Genomic DNA, 17,491 nt, shown 5'->3' with positions numbered 1-17,491 from the left:
ACGGTTGAACATGACGAGGGGCGCCGGGGACAGGTCGAAGAGGAGGTCTTTTGCCATGGATGGCAAAAGTAGCGCCCACGGAAGGGTTTACAGCGCCTCCTCGTAGGCCTGTCGACGGATCAGCCCCGGCGACAACGCTAACTGCAATAGCCCTGAGCATGCCGACGCCAGGCTCGCCCGACGGCAGCGGCTGCTTTAAACTATTTGCCCCATTTCCAACCGCTGGACGAGCCGTGATCGACGTTGCAACGCAGCCTGCTCTGGAGCAGCCCTACCTCGACCTGATGCGCGCCGTGCTCGAACGCGGCGTGGAGCGCGATGACCGCACCGGCGTCGGGACCCGCTCGCTGTTCGGCCATCAGATGCGTTTCGACCTGGCCCGTGGCTTCCCGCTGGTGACCACCAAGAAGCTGCACCTGCGCTCGATCATCCACGAGCTGCTGTGGTTTCTGGCCGGCGATACCAACATCGCCTACCTCAAGGCCAACGGCGTGCGCATCTGGGACGAGTGGGCGGACGAGCATGGCGATCTGGGTCCCGTCTATGGCTATCAGTGGCGCAGCTGGCCGGATCCCCGGGGCGGGCATGTCGACCAGATCGAGAGGCTGCTTGAGCAGATCCGCACCAACCCACGCTCGCGGCGACTGATCGTCTCGGCCTGGAACCCGGCGCTGGTCGACGAGATGGCGCTGCCGCCCTGTCACTGCCTGTTCCAGTTCTACGTGGCCGAGGGGCGGCTCTCCTGTCAGCTCTATCAGCGAAGCGCCGACATCTTCCTCGGCGTGCCCTTCAATATCGCCAGCTATGCGCTGCTGACGCAGATGATCGCCCAGGTCGCCGGTCTCGAGCCGGGCGACTTCATCCATACCCTGGGGGATGCCCACCTCTATTTGAACCATCTGGAGCAGGCCGAGGAGCAGCTCTCGCGTGCCCCGCGCCCCGAGCCCCGGCTCGTGCTCGACCCAGACGTCCGCGACCTCTTCGACTTCCGCTTCGAGCACATCGCCATCGAGGGCTACGACCCTCACCCCCCCATCAAGGCGGAGGTGGCGGTATGAGCGACGCGACCTTCGTGCCCGTGGCGATGATCGCCGCCATGGCCCGCAATCGGGTGATCGGCGTCGACGGCCAGCTGCCCTGGTACCTGCCGGAGGACCTGACGTTCTTCAAGCGCATGACCCAGGCCAAGCCGCTGGTGATGGGGCGCAGGACCCATGAATCGATCGGCCGGCCACTGCCCGGACGGCTCAATATCGTGGTGACCCGCGATCCCGACTTCCAGGCCGAGGGTGTACGGGTCTGTCATGACCTCGAATCGGCCCTGCGGCTTGCCGACCAGCAGGCCACCATCGACGGCGTCGAGGAGATCATGGTGATGGGCGGCGGCGAGATCTATACCCAGGCGCTGCCGTTCGCCAGCCGGCTCTATCTGACCGAGGTAGAGGTCGAGGTGGCGGGCGACGCCCACTTCCCCGAGGTCGACCCGGCCGAGTGGGAGGAGGTCCAGCGGGTGCCAGGCACGCCCGCCGAGGGCCAGCCGGCCTACAGCTTCGTGCAGTATCGTCGGCGCGAGGGTGTCGCGGGATAGCGACATTTGTCAGCGCCCCCGGCCTGGCACAGACTGAGGTCGAGGGCCATGGCCGGGGGCGCGCATCGCCGTGGCCCCGGTAGACGACATGACGTATCAGCGCGTGATAACAACCAGGCGCAGCGGAGGATCAGGACGTGATGGAGGAAGGCACCACCCGCCTGCTGGAGGCGCTGGAAGGCCGTGCCGAGGCCCTGATGGGTCTGCTTCGGGATGCTCGCGTCCAGCAGCAGGCCCAGCGTACCCGGCTCGAGGACCTGGAGCGTCGCCGCGTGGCCCTCGAGACGAGCAATGCCGAGCTGGCGGCCCGAGTCCACGAGGCCGAGGCGGAACGCGATGCCCTGGCGAGCCGGCTGGGCGAGGTCGAGCAGCGCCTGGCCGCCTCGGACGCCATCCGTCTCGAGCTGACCGAGGAGAACCGCGAGCTCGAGGCCCAGAACCGCGAGCTCGAGGCGCACAATACCCGGCTGCTCGAGCAGGCCACCAACGCGCAGCCCGCCTCCGTCTTCCAGCCTCAGGGGCGTCGCACCAGGGGGCTCTCGGCGTTGATCGGCCACCGCCTGCGACCCGATGTCGCAGCGGCACCCGACACGGGTCGGCCCGAGACGGAGACTCGCCCTTCGGCGTCGGCGGCCCCCGCGGCCAGCGAGCCCGTCCCCCCACCACAGGACACCCCGCTGGCCGAGCCCGACCGAGTGGCCCCGCCCTCCGGCGAGGTACCCTCGCCCCAGGCGCTGCTCGGCGAGTGGTACCGGCGTTACGATAGGACCTTCTTCAAGGGCCACACCCGCCCGCTCAAGGTGGGTATCCACAAGGAACTGGCCGAGCGAGAGCCCTGGCCCGAGAAGCTGGTGCGCCGGGCGCTGGCCGGCTATGTCAACCTGCCGCGCTATCTCAAGTCGGTACGCGAGGGGGCCGAGCGTATCGATCTTGCCGGCGCGCCGGCCGGGCGAGTGGATGCCGCCGCCGCCGAGCATGCCCGCCACAAGCTCGAGCGTCTGCAGGCCGCCCGTCGCCAGGGCAAGGCCTCCGGCAAGCCGCACCCCGACAAGGCGCACGTCGGCGAAAAACGCACCGGTCGCGATGGCCGTTCCGGCAAGTCCGACGCTCGCCGCCGCCCGCCGGCGACCGAGGCCCCCCGCGAGCCCGCGACCCTGGAAGAGAAGCTCAACGCCCTGATCGCCAAGCACAACGGCCGCTAGGCGAGCCCCCATCGACACCCAGCCCCGCCGCGTGATTCCCGGCGCGCGGGCTTGTCGTGAAAGCGTCATATCACCCGGTCATCATGCAGCGGTTGCCATGGTCTGGCGGCGTCATGCCGGCACGCGCAAGGCGCCAGATGACGGCGGCAGGGCCCGGACGGCGGCCTGTCTGCTGCGGCGGGGAGATACCGGCGGGCATGCGGGGCGAAAGAATGGAAACAGTGTTTTTTTCTTGTTGCGCTCCCGGAAATCCCGGTATAGAGTTCCTACTGCGAGCATTGGACTATAAAAAGGTTTCGCCGCGGTCTGGCTCGCATCTGCCGACCCTGCCAGGTTGGCGGGCACGAGAACCGGCACCAAGACCGGCAAAACCGACTGCACTGACTCACCAGAACGAGCAGGCAGCAACGATCGAAACAGTAAGCTAGTCAAAAGGAACCATCGCAATGAAAAAGACACTGTTAGCGACTGCCATCGCCGGTGCCATGGTCGCCTCCGGCGCCCAGGCGGCCACCGTCTACAACCAGGACGGCACCAAGCTTGACATCTACGGCAATATCCAGATTGCCTACTTCAATACCGATGATGCTATCTTCGACGATGAAGGCAACTTCACGGGCACTGAATCCATCGACGGTATCGCCGATAACGGTACTACCTTTGGCTTCGCCGCCGAGCATGTCATTAGCCAGGGCCTGACCGGCTACCTGAAGCTCGAGTTCGACGACATCAGGGCCGACGAGATGAAGACGGCCACCGATGCTAACGATTCCGGCGACCAGGCCTATGTCGGCCTGAGGGGCAACTTCGGTGATGTTCGTGTGGGCTCCTATGACCAGCTGATCGACGACTGGGTCCAGGACCCGATCACCAACAACGAAGGTTTCGACGTCTCCGATGCCACCGTTTCGCATGGCAGCGGTGGTGATCAGGAAACCGACAAGGTGACCTACACCTCGCCGTCCTTGGGCGGTCTGCAGTTCGCCGTGGGTACCCAGTACAAGGGTGACAGCGACTCCGCCGATAGCGGTGTGGATCAGGGCGACAGCAATGCAGCCTTCTTCGGTGGTGCCAAATACACCGCCGGTGCCTTCTCCATCGCCGCCGTCTACGATAACCTGGACAACATCGTTTTCGAGGATGCCACCACTGGGGAGGTCGACAGCGTCGGTGATTCCTACGGCATGACTGCCCAGTACACCGTCGATACCCTGCGTCTTGCCCTGAAGGTCGAGCGTTTCGACTCCGATGTCACCGATGAGCTCGATACCAACTTCTATGGTGTGGGTGCCCGCTACGGCTACGGCCTGGGCGACATCTATGCGGCCTACCAGTACGTCGACGTGGATGCTTCCTCCTTCCGTCGGCAGCTTTCTGACGTCATTGATCCCGATGAAGACTTCGATACCGGTGACGATAACCGTAACGAGGTCATCCTGGGTGCCACCTACAATATCTCCGACGCCATGTACACCTGGGCCGAGGCCGCATGGTACGACGCGGAAGGTGACGACGGCGACGGCGTCGGTGTCGGTGTGACCTACCTGTTCTAATCCCCGTGCAGGATTCGCCTGCCTGAAGGGTTGAACAACCAAAGCCGATCCTCCGGGGTCGGCTTTTTTCATTGCCGTAGCAAACGATACAAGCGAGGTTCCATGAAACAGCAGAAGATCACCGTCAGCCTGCTGACGCTGAGCCTGGCTCTGGCGTGTGCCCCGGTGCTTGGCGATAGTGTCATGCAGGAGCGTTTCCGTGAGGAAGGGCGTGGCATGGACCTGACCCGCTTTCTGCAGCCTGACAATGACGCCCGCAGTCGAAGCTTCCTCTATGGCAGCCCGCAGGAGCATGACTTCACCGTTAACGAAGCCGGACACTACCTCTTCGAGAGCCAAGTGCCGGGCGGCTTCTCGGAGGATTACCGCGTGGCCGCCGTGCTGCTGGACGACCAGGGGAGGGTGATCGCCCACGGCGAGGCGCTGGGTCAGAACGGTGGGCTGGCCATGCGCCAGCGCCTCGCGCCCGGCGACTATGTGTTACGGGTCGAGGGCCAGAAGTTCGGCACCCGCAGCAAGGCCGGCAGCAGCTTCTACATCACGGTCACCGGCCTGGATGACCAGGGCCACCGCCTGGAAGAGGGGGTCAGCGATGGCCAGGGGCTGGTCTTCACCGGCAATGGCCGTGACGGCAGTCGCAGTGCCTTCGTTCGCGACGAGGACGATGTTGCCACCCTCGCCGCGCCAGGCCCCGACACGGCGGCCGGTGCGGCCGCAGGGGCTGCCTCGGTTCGCGGAGCTAAGGCGCCGGCCGAGGCGACGAGCGAGCCCGAGACCCCGGAGAGTGAACAGTCTCGCGGCTTCGGCACCATCGTCACCGATGTGAAGATCCGTGCCCGCGGTGAGGTGTTGACCTTCAACATGGCCGAGCGAGGTAGCATCGCCATCACCACCTCGACCTATCCAACCGGCTACGAGGACACCTACCGGATCGCGCTCGAGGTGCTCGATGAGAACGGTCGGGTGGTGGCCGAAGGGGCCGGTGAGGGCTTCGATGGCAATGTCGACCTGGAAACCGAGCTGGCCCCCGGGCGCTATCGCATCCGCGTGCAGGGTCAGAAGTTCGGCTCCGCCCACTCCGGCGTCAACAACTACGAGCTTCGGGTCGAGCGGCGTCCTTGAAACAGCACGGGGCGCCGTCAAGCGCCCCGTCGTCCCGGCTCGGCGGTGGCCGGCAAGTCAGCTGCTGGGTTGCTCGTCCATCATCATGCGGATCAGCTCCTTGAGCTCCTGCACCTCCTGCTCCAGTGCCTCGACCTCTGAACTCTCCTCGGCGGTCTTCACCGAGCGCTCGCTGATCTCCTCCATATGCTTCTCGATCGCCTCCGAGTCCATCGCATAAGCCGCTCCCCCCATCATCAGCAGGGCCAGGGAAGTGGCGGCAAGGGTTGTAAGCTTCATGGGTCACCTCGGCATCGTGAGTGAAACAAAACCGCTTGTTGGGTGCTGCTGTGGATTTGGTCTTTTCGGCGCCCCAGACCTTACATCGCGGATCGGTGTGGCGGAGGTGTTTGTTTGTGAGCTGGTGGGTCGGGGGTCGGCCATGGCGCCGAGGGTGTGCCGACAAGAAAACGCCCCGGCCATCTGGCCGGGGCGCATGGATCGAAAAGCAGTCGCTTGTACCGTAAAACGCTATCGCAATGATGGCGGGAAATTTCCCGCCATCGGGTCGGCGTCTTAGAAGCTGTACATCACCATGCCCTGCAGGCGCACGGCGTCGCCTTCATCGCCGCCTTGAGTCTCGACCTCGTGCAGGCCGGCCTCGATGCCGTAGCTGATGCGCTCGGCCGGGGACCAGATGTAGTTGGCGTAGAAGCTCGAGAACCGGTCCTTGTCGTCGGCGGTCAGCGCACCGTCGTCCACGGCGTCGTCGAAGTCGGAGGTGAGCCGGGCGTAGGCGAGGTTCACGTTGCCCGGGCCGGCGGCGATGCTGACACCCACGTTGCCGCCGGTGGAGTCAACGGTCTCGACGCTGCCGTTGGAGTCGACGAAGGCCGCGATCGGCAGGCCTTGGAAGTCACCACGAGGTGACCGGCCGAGGAGGTAGCCGCCGATGCCGTCGCCGTGGCCGATGCCGCCGCGCACGGTGATGCCCGGGGTCAGTTCCATGGAGGCCGCCGCCTGCACGCCCCAGCCCATCTCGTCGTCCTCGTCACCACTACTGTCGGCGACCTGCAGCTGACGCAGCATGGCCGAGGCGGCGTACTGGAGGTTGCCCGCGCTGCCGGTGTACTGGGCGGTCAGGTCCGGATACTCGCTCTTGTCATCAAAGTCTGAAGTTGGATCTGTTACCGCTACAGCACCGCCCAGAGTGGCTGGGTCCTCCAGGGCCACGGAGAAGCCGCCGGTGGTGTAGCGTAGCTGGGCTTGGCGCAGGATGACGCCCTGACCCAGCAGGCCGTTGAAGTCGATGGTGGGAGTGAAGTCGATGAAGGTACCGAAGTTCGACCAGGTCTGACCGGCGAGGATGCCGTTCCAGGAGCCGTAGGCATGGCGCAGACGCAGGTCGGGAGCTCCGGATGCGCTGCTGCCAAAGAAGTCGCCCTCGATATGGGTCTTCAGGGTACTGCCGCCCACGGGGGTGGTGGTCTGAAAGGCGATACGGCTCTGCCGCGCATGCAGGTTGGTGTGGCCATCGGCACCTTCCTCGTCATCGAGGCGAATATTCTCGTGGGCTACCACAGGGCCGAGGTCGGCATCCACATCGTAGATGAAATCCAGCTTGACATAGCCGCCGATACTGGCGGTGGTGTTACCCACCTCGAAGTCGTAGGCGTGAGAGGCGCCAGCCACGGCCAGCGCCACAGCGCTGACGGAGAAGATGGCAGTCTTCTTGAGATTGCTCTTGAGATTGTTGTGCGTGATCACTTGCGGTTCCTTTCCGAGTGAGGCGGCCCTTCTTAGGGGCTGCCGTTTATTTTATTGACGTTGACGTCAACGAAACATGTACGCATAGCGAAACAGAGTTCGGCGTCAAGGCCTAACCTATCGGGCCCTTTCCGAAGTGACAATTGTCTTTCGGTCAGTTTGCGACCAAAGGATAAGGAACTTTCTTCGAACGAGGCCGCCGGGAGGAGCTCTGCCTGCCAGGCGGACCGGAATCGGGGGACGGCATGTTAGGCTGTTCATGATCGATTTGCCGTTGTCGCTTCATCCTTCCCACGCATGGAGGTCTGCTTGCCTCGCCCCCGACTCTCGCTGCTTGCCTCCTGGGTGCTTTCCCTGAAGGGGCGACTGCTGCTCGGCCTGGCGACCACCTGGATGGTGGTAGTGGCCCTGGTGATGTGGGCCGGCTGGGTGTCGGGCCGCTCGCTCATGGAGGAGTCGAACCTGACCCACCTGCGCTACGAGGCCCGCCTGATCGACGACGATCTGACACACCAGGTCGATGCTCGACTGAATGCCCTGGAGCGATTGGCTGAGCGGATCGAAGGGCTGTCACGGCGGGGCCGTGACGCCCATGAGGTGCTGGACGCCAACGCCCCGCTGCTGGAGTGGTTCGATGGCCTGTTGCTGATCGATGCCGAGGGCATCGTCCAGGCCGACTGGCCGCATGTATCGAGGCGCGAGGGGACAAGCGTGGCCGCCCGGGATTACTTTCGCTTCGTCCGGGGGTTCAAGCAGCCCCATGTCAGCGAGCCGTTCATCGGCTATGTCACCGAAGAGCCACTGATCCTGTTCGTCGTGCCGATACTCGACGAGACGGGGACTTTCCAGGGGGCGGTGGGGGGACTGGTGAATATCCTCAACGGGGGGCTGTTCGAACAGCTGAGCCGCTTACGACTCGGCGATGATGGCTATGCAGCCATCGCCACGGCCTCCGGCCGGATCCTCTACCATCCCCGTGAAACACGGATCCTCCAGCCCCTGCCGCCCGAGGCGGATAACCCCTGGGTGAACCTGGCGCGGCTGGGCTGGGAGGGCGAGACCCTCGGCCCGGCGCTCGACGGCCAGCCGGCCTTCCAGGCCTTTCGCCAGATCTGGCCGGCCGGCTGGATCGTGGGCGTCTATCTGCTGTACGAGCAGGTGATGGCCCCGATCCATGCCCTGTTCCGACGCCTGGGTGGGATGGAGATTCTGATCGCTCTACTGCTCTTGCCGCTGATGGGCTGGCTGGTGTGGCTGGCGCTGCGGCCGCTCTATCGGCTTGAGCGCCAAATCGAGGCGCTGGGGCAAGGGCAGCGCGGCCGGATCGCGCTGTCGACACGCATGCACGAGCTCCAGCGGATCGGCGACACCCTGAATGCCTTCGAGGCGGCGCGCAGCCGGGCGCTGGCCGAGCTGCGCGACCGCGAGGCGTTCCTGGACGCGGTACTGGCCGAGTCACCGGTGGGGATGTTCGTCACCGATGCCGAGGGAGCCGTCGTCCTCACCAATGCCGCCCTGCGCGAGATCGTCGGTCGATCGGGTGGGGGACGGCGGGTGGCCATCGACTGGCTGGCCGACATCCATCCCGAGGATCGGGCCTTGGCGCTGGAACGCTGGCGTTACAGCCTGCGCACAGGCGAGGACTTCCTCCGCCAGTTCCGCTACCGGCGGGCCGGTAGTGAACTGCTGTGGCTCGAGGTGCATGCCACTCGGGTGACGCTAGATGGTGAGACGGTCGGTCGCGTGGGGATGGTCAAGGACATCACCGAGCGCCGCGAACAGGAGATGCTGCGTCTCTGGGAGGCCGAGCATGACCCGCTGACCGGCCTGCTGAACCGCCGTGGCTTCGAGCGGCGCCTGGAGGAGGCCCTGGTGGCCTGGCAGAAGGCTGGCACGCCTGCGGCCCTGCTGCTGCTCGACCTGGACCATTTCAAGCCGATCAATGACCAAGGCGGGCATGCTCTGGGCGATGAGATGCTGCAGCGCATCGCCGAGACGCTGACACGAGAGGTGCGTATCAGCGACTACGTGGCCCGCCAGGGCGGTGATGAGTTCGCGGTGCTGCTGCCGGGTTGCAGTGCCCCCCAGGCGCTAGCCATCGCCGAAGCGCTGCGTGAGGCCGTGGCGGCGATCGGCGTGTCCCATGCAGGGCGCGAGTACCGCGTGACCCTGAGCGTCGGAGTAACTTCCCTGATGGCCGGTGACCGACAGAGTGACGAGGTGATCGCCCGGGCCGATGCCGCCAGCTATCAGGCCAAGCGATCGGGGCGCAATGCCGTGATCTCGGCCTGACGCCGGGGCAACCGCGGCGTCTGTCAGACGGATCCGGTTGGTCGGTGGCCCAGTTCGTGGGCCAGTTTTCGTTCCAGGAAGGCAAGCTCTCGTTTCCGTCGCTCCAGCTCCTCCTTCAGGAGCGTATCTAGGTACGGCAGCAGTTCGGGGGCTGTGCGCGCGAGCCGGCTCAATTCAGCTGTTATTTCCTCGAAGGATCCCGACAGCACATGCTCATCGATCTGCGAGACAAAACGGTCCTTGCCGACCAAGAGCGCCCGTGACGATCGCCAGTCGCCACACTGGAAGGGCTCGACGGGCCGACCGTCGACCAGGCTACACAAGGCCTCAGCGAGGTAGTGTGCCTGTGTGACGGCCAGTTGCGAGCATTGTGGAAATGACCTGCCGTCAGGATGCAGCGGATAGGACACGTCTCCGATTGCGAAGATGTTGCTATGATGAGACACGCGGCAATGGTCATCGACAACGAGCCTGCCGCCCTGTGACCACTCGAATATTTCCGGCCGTATGCAGCCAGGCGCTTTCACTCCCGCCGTCCACAGTGTCAGTGACGACCGAAAGGTCCCTGTACTGGTCGTGACCGAAGACTCATCGACTCGTTCAACCGGTGCGCCACAGGCGATATATACTTCTTTTTCCCGAAGGATCGACTCGGTCCTATCCCGAAAGAGTGGCCCCCAGCCTTTGAGAAGGCTATCTCCATCTTCGACCAGAATCAGGTTGGTATGCTCCGAAGAGGTGCATTCGTTCGCCGTGACGTCGGCCAGGGTCGACGCGAGGGAGACGCCCGAGGGGCCGCCTCCCACGACCACGATACTGTGACGCGACCCGGTCAAGACCAGGTTCCGTACGGAACACCGGATTCTCTCGGCGTCTGCAATCGACCGGAGTGGGAGTGCATGCTTTGCTGCCCCTTCTACCCCGCGGAAGTCGACCATCGCGCCTAGGGCGATGACAAGAAGGTCATATGGTGTGGAGGTTCTGCGGCCGATGACACGATTATTCTCCGGATCAATATCCATGACTTCGTCATGCACGAGTCTGGTTGTCCGCAACATGGCATCGATCGGTCTACTTACTTCGCTAGTGTCGACGAGGCCGACAGCGTAGAGGTGGAGAAGGTGATGCAGCTCGTGCCTCGCCTTCTGCTCGATCAGGGTAACCTCAATCTCTTCGTCGCGACGACACGCGAGTTTGGAGAACAGCAGGTAGCCTGCCTGCCCGCCCCCAAGGATCACGATCCGTGTGCTCATCAGCACACAACCCCCTCTCGTTTGAGGGCCGGCCCGGAACCGGCGTCATGCCTGCTCAGGGCCGGCCGAGACTCAGTCGTAGGACGGACCAAGCCCCTTCGATGTGAATGAATTGGTTTGGTCACAGGTGTGTGACCAGCAGGTGAAGCAGCAGTCCGTGCAACAGCAATCCCATGTCCACAAGCCTGCGCTAGCACCGCCGAAATCAATCGTTTTGAATTCTTCGGCCGCCATACCGACCGCCAAGTGCTCGGGGATACCCTTCTGGGTCAGGTAGTCGCGCAAAACCTCCGGAGAGGATCGCAGCTTTCGCGACAGCTCTTCACTCTCGTTGATTTCCGAGCGGATTTCGAGCACCTTGTTAAGGGAGCGTTTGTAATCTTCGATCTGGCGGCCCACTGTCTCGAGAACTCGGCAGGTGTTCTCGATTTCGCGGTTCGTCGTTAGTTGTCCGTGAGCGACTTTCTTAAGGTTTGGCATTGATCTATCTCCTCTAGTTAGGTGACCGGGCCGACAAGCACCGGTTGTCGGCAACGCGGTTGCGCGTGAAACTTCGCGCATGGAGCATGCTCGGCCGAGACGGAGTGCTTAGCCGAAGAAGGGCATTTCCGACCCCCGCCTGACCGACCATGAAATCGGAGGTGATACAGTCCTGGGACTCGGCCGCCCAAATGAATTTCCCATCAATCGGAATTCCCTGTCCCTCGAGAAGCACGCCGAGATCCCGTGCGAGGGCTTGAAATTCGGGGCGCCTATTTTCTTGGGACAGGTCGAGAATGAGCTCGACATAACCAGCTAGGCCATGACACTGGTTCGGGCATGCCCAACGCCCCCCTCGTCCCGCAGCCAACCCCGCCTGATTCGCCAATTCAAGATAACGGTCGACTCGAGTGGTACGGTACATCTGGAGCAGGAACACGGCTATGCCAGCACTGCCGTGGCACCAGTGGAGGCAGCTCTTTCCTCCCTCGACGTCCGGCCAGGTCAGTCCAGTTCCGTCGTCCAGCGCTGGCCGAGAGAGACGTTCTAGCCAGTTCGTCACTCGGACAGCCGTGTCGAGAAAATGCGACTCTCCACCTGCGGCGAACAGCTCAGCGAAGAAATATCCGATACCTGCCGACCCATGTGCGAGCCCGAGATAGCAATTTCCACTGAGTCCCTCGAAGCCTTCCGGGATTCTCCAGCGCACTCCGTCGGGCTCCTGCATTCCCAAGAGAGCCACGGCGCTTTCCACCGCCGCATCGTAATAAGTGCGATCCTGAAGTGATCTATACAGCATGAGGTAGTACAAGCCGGTCCCGGCCACGCCGGTTAATAAATCTGGACCGCGGGGTGGTAAAGAACGAGCGAGGACCGCCGTCTCCTCGGCCCAGACCCGATAATGGTGATGTCTCGTCAGTTCGAATAATCTGAGGAAAAGCAGACCTATACCGCATTCTCCAAAATAGAGTCCGGTTAGAGGCTGCGGGCGCCCGAATGACCTCGTATCGAGCTTGAGTGCCTCAGCCGCTCTCCTGGCAGACGCCAGGAATCGCGGCTCGCCGGTTACGTCATATAAATCGAGAAGAAACAACGCAATTCCACTGCTTCCGACATAGAGGTCCCTCGCCTTGGCGCCGAAGCTACTATGGTGGCGGGTCACCCAAAGCCCGTCTTTCTCGGCTTCCTGTTCACGCACTAGAGTCTCGCCGACAGTAAGGGCACAATCCAGGAATGATCCGGAGCGATGCGGTTTATCCCAAACTGATCTTCTCGTTCGTGCGGTGCTCTTTCGGAATAGGTGCATCCCGATTTCCACCATGGTCGGCCGGCTCTCACGATTTGGATGCCTGGAATTCAGGGCCAGATCTGCGAGACTGGAGCTACAGCGAAACGCATCCTGACAAATCCTGTCGATACTGTGTTCTGCAAACAAACTCAGGTCACGCATGGTGAGCATGCTGAGCAAGGTCGACCCGTAGGCGTAGACGTCGTCCTGGACATCGAGAGGATCCTTTCCCGCGAGTTGTTCCGGTGAGGAGTAACCGCGGGTGCCGAAGCCGGGATAGAGTCCGGCTCCAGGAGCTTGTGCGAGTTCGAAATCGATGAGGTGGAGGTCGCCGTTTCTGTCGACAATCAGGTTCGACGGTTTTAGATCGCCAAAGACGAATCCTCGGGAGTGGACTTCGTAAAGGCAGTTCCACAAGGATCGCGCCCAATCATGAAGTTGCTCGGTGGGAATGGTGCGGCCACTGTTAGCAATCTCGCCGAGAAGCGACGAGAGGTTAGTTCCCTCCACGAAATAATACACTAGGAAAGATCTGTTTGTGTCGTGCCAGAAGTCGACGAAGGATGGGACCCGGTGGCTAGATTGCAAGGCCCGCAAAGCATGCGCTTCATTCTCGAGGCGTCCACGTGCATCGATTCCGTTTACATCGAGAGCAATGCCCGTGTGGGCTTCCTTAATTACGACAGGGCCTTGTTGTAGAGTTCCAATATCGAGGCCAAGGCATTGTAGACCCTTGCGGTTTTCAACGAGCACCTCAAGGCGAAGATAGCGGTCCCGCAAGACCGTTTCGTAGGTTTGGTTCCAGACTGACACGCCGGCATCGACAAAGGGATCAGACAGCCAGTTATTACGGCCTCTGACGTCTGGTATAAGACGTCCGTTGGCGTCTTTTAGGGCGTGAACGATCCGCCCGATGTCCTGCTGGAGTTCAAGCCGCTCGAAGGCACCATAGCGGTAATGTATAATGCTTTCAGGTCCAAGGGAGGGTTCGTATGGAATATGCGGGCCAGAAATATCACTTGTCGCTTTCTCAAGGCGAATACCTAATCGGAAGGTCTCTTCTCCGCCTACCGGATAGATCGTTAGGAACTTGCCGACTTGGGTCAGTCCTCCCCGGCCGTTTAGCAGGCTTTGAAGGTCGGATCGCGTTGCGGCAAACTTGAAGCTAACTTCCTCATTAATGAGGATCGGTGCTACCCGGCGCAACACCTCCTCAGCGGTTTGTGGTAAGGCGCTTAGATGTAACTTGAACCCCTGCGCTGGGAAGCTCGTCGCTCGCGATCTCAGCGAACACCAGCGGCAACTCGGTCCGCTGTGAGTGGATATCAGCCATCGCTCAGGGTCAACGAGGCCCTCGATAGCTGCAAAGAATTCATTACCATCAAATTGGGCTGGCATGAGAGAAACGAGCCTCAAAGCTCTCTTTATAGCCTTAGCAAAAGTTGTCTCGTTTTGCACGAGATTTTTTCTAAGGTGCCCGAGTTTGCCAAGGTTATCGGCGCCGGCCAGTTTTTCATGCGCAGACGTAATTAGGTAATGCCATAAAGCCGACACGGGGCGAGGTGTTGCCATTCCTCGACAATGCCACCATGGGTGACTTCAGTGGGAGTTGCTGGAGGTCGAGTGAATTTCGGCGTCGGTAGGCCGATACCATCATGCTCTTGATGGTGTGGGCGAGCGTCATCTCCGCGACGTCACTTTGGTATCAGGACATCAGCCTACCGGGCAATCTTGTTGGGGTCGAAAGCGATTTTGAGGGGGTTGTGAGCCGAGGCTTTGTCTTAACCCATTGATTTTTTGGCGCCCCCATCAGGATTCGAACCTGAGACCTTCCCCTTAGGAGGGGGACGCTCTATCCAGCTGAGCTATAGGGGCGGAGCCGAAGCGCATTATAAGCTGCTAAAAATATAGGGTTTTACTTCTTGTGCACTAGCTGGCTCGTCGTGATTTTGTGTTCTAGTCTTACCAAATATAGGGGGCGGACTAGGGGGCGAAATCATGGTAGGGAGCCGAAAACCAAAGCCGATCACCACACCAGCTGAGGTCGCTGCGTTCAGGGCGCCCGACGGCAGGAACAAGGTAAGGTGTCTGGTCCGCTCGAAGCATGGCAGTGGGTTGGCCCTCGAAGCCCGGGCCGACAGAGAGACCAAGAGTTGGCTCTATCGTTTCAACATCGGCGGCAAGCAGTATGAGATGACCTTGGGGGCGTCCCCGGCCATGGGGCTCCGTGCTGCGCGCGATGCCCATGGTGAAGCGGCCAAGCTGGTGGTCAAGGGGATTGATCCTCGTAAGCACCGCAAGGCAGAGAAGGCCCGGAACATGTCCGCCTGGACGATGAACGAGGCTTTCGAGCGATGGATAGATTTCTATGCGAACTCGCCGGGCCGCCGTGGGAGCGTGCCGACTCCACGAACGGTGATGAAACAGCGAGGCCGCTGGCGGGTACATCTCCAGGAAGCTCTGGGTGGAGCATATGTCCGTGATATCTCTCGTCGAGACCTTATCGATGTCCTTGAGCGAACCGCGTTCAGTGCAAGAGAGGAAGCACGCCAGTGCCTGACCCTGTTGCGTTACCTGTTTGACTACTGTGAGAGCCGCGAACAGATTGACGAGAACCCTGCTGCGGGCCTTGAGCCTGCCAAGGTACGGGCAAGGCCGAGTCGCCCACGTGACCGCCACCTGAAGCTGACCGAGCTGCAGGAGCTATGGCTGGCGACTGGTCAGGAGCGGGTAAGGGGAGAGTCGTCAGGACCTACTGTCACCTTAACCAGACCTGTGGCCAACGCGATAAGGATGCTCATTCTGACAGGTGCCCGGCGTGCCGAGGTGGCGGGCATGCGGTGGAGCGAAGTGGTCAAGGACTCCTGGACGATCCCGACAGGACGGATGAAGGGCGGGCAGGCACATCGTGTGCATCTCTCGCTCCAAGCTCTGGAGGTCCTGAATGAACAGCGGAAGCTGTCCACGTCTGAGTTTGTTTTCGAGTCGAACCGTGAGGTGAGTAGGCCTATCCATCCCGATAGCATCACGACGGCGGTGGTTCGCTTGCAAGGAAGAGAACGGAAGGAGCCGGATCTTGATGCACCTCTTTACCACCTTGAGCACTTCACGACGCATGACCTTCGGCGGAGTGTCGCGACCTTGTGGACTGAGAATTTTCTAGCCGATCCCATGCTCGTTGATGCCATGCTCGCTCATATGCCTCCCAAGCTTGTAGGCACCTATAACAAGGGAAAGCGCTATAAAATGCAGGTAGAGGTCTGGGATCGTTGGGGAGAGGTTGTTGGCTGCCATTTAGAAGAAACGGGTGGTGCAAACAGTGTCTGATTCCATAGCTAGAAGCTAAATGATGAAGGAAGCAGCATAGGCATTACATGGGGGTATGGTATTGCTACGGGCAAGCGTAAGTGGTTGCCGGTCCTGCAGGAGGTCATGGAGCTGCTCGACTGGTCTCATGTGATGCCGGGTGATGAACCCTGACGTCTGCTGCCGAGGGAGGTTTCTTGTGGTGATCCTGACCAGGATCACCTCAGACACATGATGAATCACCGAAGAGACAAGCTACCTCACGAAGGTGGTTTCACCGGATGAGGCTGGTGAGGATCATCCCAGACACAACCTGTCTCACACATAAGCCGCCCCGTCTTGAGGGCCGTGGCAGCTTAGCGTGGCTGGGCCAGTACCTGTGTCCAATAGGATCGATACACTGATCCAGACTCGCCGGGCTTGGACTTGGCCATGCCCATCTCGGTGAAAGCGTCATTCATGATATTGCCGCAATGACTCGGGCTCTCCAGCCAGCCCTCAACCACGGCAGCTATCGATGCCTGGCCAGCGGCAATATTCTCCCCAACTGCTCGCCACACGTAGCCGCGGCTGCTGACACGTTGTTGAATACCCACGCCATCTGGGCCGGTATGGCTAAAGTAGTCGTTCTCGGCCATGTCCTGAGAGTGCGCCTCGGCAGCTTCCTCGAGCGTACAGTTCCAGGTTAGCGGTTTCACCGCCGCAAAACTTTGGTCGCCGCATTGACGGGCTTGGCTGCGCGCCTCGTTGATCAGCGACAGCATCTCGCGCTTACGATCGGTTAGCTCGCAGTTGTCTTGGCTGGTGGAGCCGGCATTTGGGGTTTTCTCAGCGGCCCATGACCCACTGGAATCCATGACCATCAACAGCCCTACCAAGGCCCAGGCGGTACAGCGTGTCAGCAAGAAATCAGCCATCGAACTTGTCATTTTCACTCACCTCCGGGGGGCATCGGCCGGGTGCGGGGCATATCGTCGGCCAGGCTGAACAACATGCCGACTTTGATGTCCTCGATCATCTTACAGACCTTCTGCTCATGATCCGGGCTGGACACAGCTTCAACCTCCTGTCGAATATGGTGCGGCGTATCAGAAATCTCGGAGACAGTGCACCGAACATGACCGGAATTAGCGTAGCTACCGTTGCCAAGCTCGGCAAACGCACCATCGGATGGTTATGAGATAGCCGACTCCTCTGGTTCAGTCCTGACACTGGCTGGTGGACCTGGTCCGGCTAAGGCGGTGAACTCAAGGAAAGCCAGCTCACCCCAAGCCAGGAAACACTAGGGGAAAATGGTCGACGAGCTTCCCTGGCATCGAGGCACGCAAGGAGGCACATGAGATCATTGGCTTCCCCACATCGGTAGTGAGAAACACGGTAGGGGAGATTGCTCGGCTCGAGAGAAATGGTCATCCGTCCGTCCAAGCGGGGAATTGATTCCGTATGCCGGTCTGGGATCGGTGCAAGGTGAATGGCGGACGCTGGTTCTTGGTGAAACAGGAACGCGTGGAATGGTCAGACATTGAGTCTTCCTGGTTTGAGTTGGTTCAGAGAGCCCGGTGGCTGGGCATGGGAGTCTGGTGCTGCGCTTGTGTAGTAGTGTTGGTTTCGGGATCGAGATCGTTACTCGCATGAGTCGATGATTCCACTATCCTAGTCGT

The 17,491-nt window shown here is 61.4% G+C and carries 13 protein-coding genes and 1 tRNA gene; 7 read left to right on the top strand and 7 right to left on the bottom strand.

Features of this window, described 5'->3' with window-relative positions; all coding sequences use genetic code 11:
* The first annotated feature begins 284 nt into the window (after positions 1-284).
* From FHR94_RS10865 to FHR94_RS10845, 5 genes are all read left to right on the top strand, one after another.
* Complete coding sequence (locus FHR94_RS10865) at positions 285-1,058, top strand: thymidylate synthase (RefSeq protein WP_246389917.1); 774 nt, start codon at positions 285-287, stop codon at positions 1,056-1,058.
* Positions 1,055-1,588, top strand: a complete 534-nt coding sequence (locus FHR94_RS10860) for a dihydrofolate reductase (RefSeq protein WP_183325738.1) — start codon at positions 1,055-1,057, stop codon at positions 1,586-1,588. The genes FHR94_RS10865 and FHR94_RS10860 overlap by 4 nt, the downstream gene beginning before the upstream one ends.
* Before the next feature lie 140 nt (positions 1,589-1,728).
* Positions 1,729-2,790, top strand: coding sequence for a ProQ/FINO family protein (locus FHR94_RS10855; RefSeq protein WP_246389904.1), 1,062 nt, complete (start codon positions 1,729-1,731; stop codon positions 2,788-2,790).
* Between the two features lie 446 nt (positions 2,791-3,236).
* A complete protein-coding gene (locus FHR94_RS10850) occupies positions 3,237-4,343 on the top strand; it encodes a porin (RefSeq protein WP_183325737.1) in 1,107 nt (368 codons plus the stop codon).
* A 102-nt stretch (positions 4,344-4,445) separates the two neighbouring features.
* Positions 4,446-5,465: a hypothetical protein gene (locus FHR94_RS10845; protein ID WP_183325736.1), complete on the top strand. Its 1,020-nt coding sequence runs from the start codon at positions 4,446-4,448 to the stop codon at positions 5,463-5,465.
* 57 nt (positions 5,466-5,522) lie between these two features.
* Here FHR94_RS10845 and FHR94_RS10840 read toward each other — a convergent pair whose 3' ends face one another.
* Positions 5,523-5,744: a hypothetical protein gene (locus FHR94_RS10840; protein ID WP_183325735.1), complete on the bottom strand. Its 222-nt coding sequence runs from the start codon at positions 5,742-5,744 to the stop codon at positions 5,523-5,525.
* A 276-nt stretch (positions 5,745-6,020) separates the two neighbouring features.
* The gene (locus FHR94_RS10835) at positions 6,021-7,211 is read right to left on the bottom strand and encodes a DcaP family trimeric outer membrane transporter (RefSeq protein WP_183325734.1); all 1,191 of its coding nucleotides are present in this window, start codon (positions 7,209-7,211) and stop codon (positions 6,021-6,023) included.
* 309 nt (positions 7,212-7,520) lie between these two features.
* Here FHR94_RS10835 and FHR94_RS10830 point away from each other — a divergent pair, with 309 nt between their 5' ends.
* Positions 7,521-9,503: a sensor domain-containing diguanylate cyclase gene (locus FHR94_RS10830; RefSeq protein ID WP_343064664.1), complete on the top strand. Its 1,983-nt coding sequence runs from the start codon at positions 7,521-7,523 to the stop codon at positions 9,501-9,503.
* 23 nt (positions 9,504-9,526) lie between these two features.
* Here FHR94_RS10830 and FHR94_RS10825 read toward each other — a convergent pair whose 3' ends face one another.
* The 4 genes from FHR94_RS10825 to FHR94_RS10810 all read right to left on the bottom strand — a co-directional run bounded on the left by FHR94_RS10825 (position 9,527) and on the right by FHR94_RS10810 (position 14,399).
* Entirely contained in the window at positions 9,527-10,756 is a 1,230-nt protein-coding gene (locus tag FHR94_RS10825) for an NAD(P)/FAD-dependent oxidoreductase (RefSeq protein ID WP_183325732.1), read from the bottom strand.
* Positions 10,757-10,828: 72 nt separating this feature from the next.
* Positions 10,829-11,236, bottom strand: coding sequence for a hypothetical protein (locus FHR94_RS10820; protein ID WP_183325731.1), 408 nt, complete (start codon positions 11,234-11,236; stop codon positions 10,829-10,831).
* 13 nt (positions 11,237-11,249) lie between these two features.
* The gene (locus tag FHR94_RS10815; RefSeq protein ID WP_183325730.1) at positions 11,250-14,096 is read right to left on the bottom strand and encodes a lanthionine synthetase LanC family protein; all 2,847 of its coding nucleotides are present in this window, start codon (positions 14,094-14,096) and stop codon (positions 11,250-11,252) included.
* Between the two features lie 226 nt (positions 14,097-14,322).
* A tRNA-Arg gene (locus FHR94_RS10810) sits at positions 14,323-14,399 on the bottom strand.
* 123 nt (positions 14,400-14,522) lie between these two features.
* Here FHR94_RS10810 and FHR94_RS10805 point away from each other — a divergent pair.
* Positions 14,523-15,851 carry a tyrosine-type recombinase/integrase gene (locus FHR94_RS10805; RefSeq protein ID WP_281375999.1) on the top strand — a complete coding sequence of 443 codons (1,329 nt, stop codon included), beginning with the start codon at positions 14,523-14,525 and terminating at the stop codon, positions 15,849-15,851.
* Positions 15,852-16,186: 335 nt separating this feature from the next.
* On the opposite strand, the gene FHR94_RS10800 is transcribed toward FHR94_RS10805, so the two are convergent.
* Positions 16,187-16,759, bottom strand: coding sequence for a CAP domain-containing protein (locus tag FHR94_RS10800; protein WP_183325728.1), 573 nt, complete (start codon positions 16,757-16,759; stop codon positions 16,187-16,189).
* Between the last annotated feature and the right edge of the window lie 732 nt (positions 16,760-17,491).

The organism is Halomonas cerina (genome assembly GCF_014192215.1).
Classification (GTDB): Bacteria; Pseudomonadota; Gammaproteobacteria; order Pseudomonadales; family Halomonadaceae; genus Halomonas; species Halomonas cerina.
This window is presented reverse-complemented; position numbering and strand designations above follow the sequence as displayed.

Bases quoted from the DNA above. Each gene is read 5' to 3' on its own strand.
- FHR94_RS10855 (WP_246389904.1), top strand. From the start codon at position 1,729: ATGGAGGAAGGCACCACCCGCCTGCTGGAGGCGCTGGAAGGCCGTGCC.
- FHR94_RS10825 (WP_183325732.1), bottom strand. From the start codon at position 10,756: ATGAGCACACGGATCGTGATCCTTGGGGGCGGGCAGGCAGGCTACCTG.
- FHR94_RS10805 (WP_281375999.1), top strand. From the start codon at position 14,523: ATGGTAGGGAGCCGAAAACCAAAGCCGATCACCACACCAGCTGAGGTC.
- FHR94_RS10860 (WP_183325738.1), top strand. From the start codon at position 1,055: ATGAGCGACGCGACCTTCGTGCCCGTGGCGATGATCGCCGCCATGGCC.
- FHR94_RS10800 (WP_183325728.1), bottom strand. From the start codon at position 16,759: ATGACAAGTTCGATGGCTGATTTCTTGCTGACACGCTGTACCGCCTGG.
- FHR94_RS10815 (WP_183325730.1), bottom strand. From the start codon at position 14,096: ATGGCAACACCTCGCCCCGTGTCGGCTTTATGGCATTACCTAATTACG.
- FHR94_RS10850 (WP_183325737.1), top strand. From the start codon at position 3,237: ATGAAAAAGACACTGTTAGCGACTGCCATCGCCGGTGCCATGGTCGCC.
- FHR94_RS10840 (WP_183325735.1), bottom strand. From the start codon at position 5,744: ATGAAGCTTACAACCCTTGCCGCCACTTCCCTGGCCCTGCTGATGATG.
- FHR94_RS10865 (WP_246389917.1), top strand. From the start codon at position 285: ATGCGCGCCGTGCTCGAACGCGGCGTGGAGCGCGATGACCGCACCGGC.
- FHR94_RS10845 (WP_183325736.1), top strand. From the start codon at position 4,446: ATGAAACAGCAGAAGATCACCGTCAGCCTGCTGACGCTGAGCCTGGCT.
- FHR94_RS10820 (WP_183325731.1), bottom strand. From the start codon at position 11,236: ATGCCAAACCTTAAGAAAGTCGCTCACGGACAACTAACGACGAACCGC.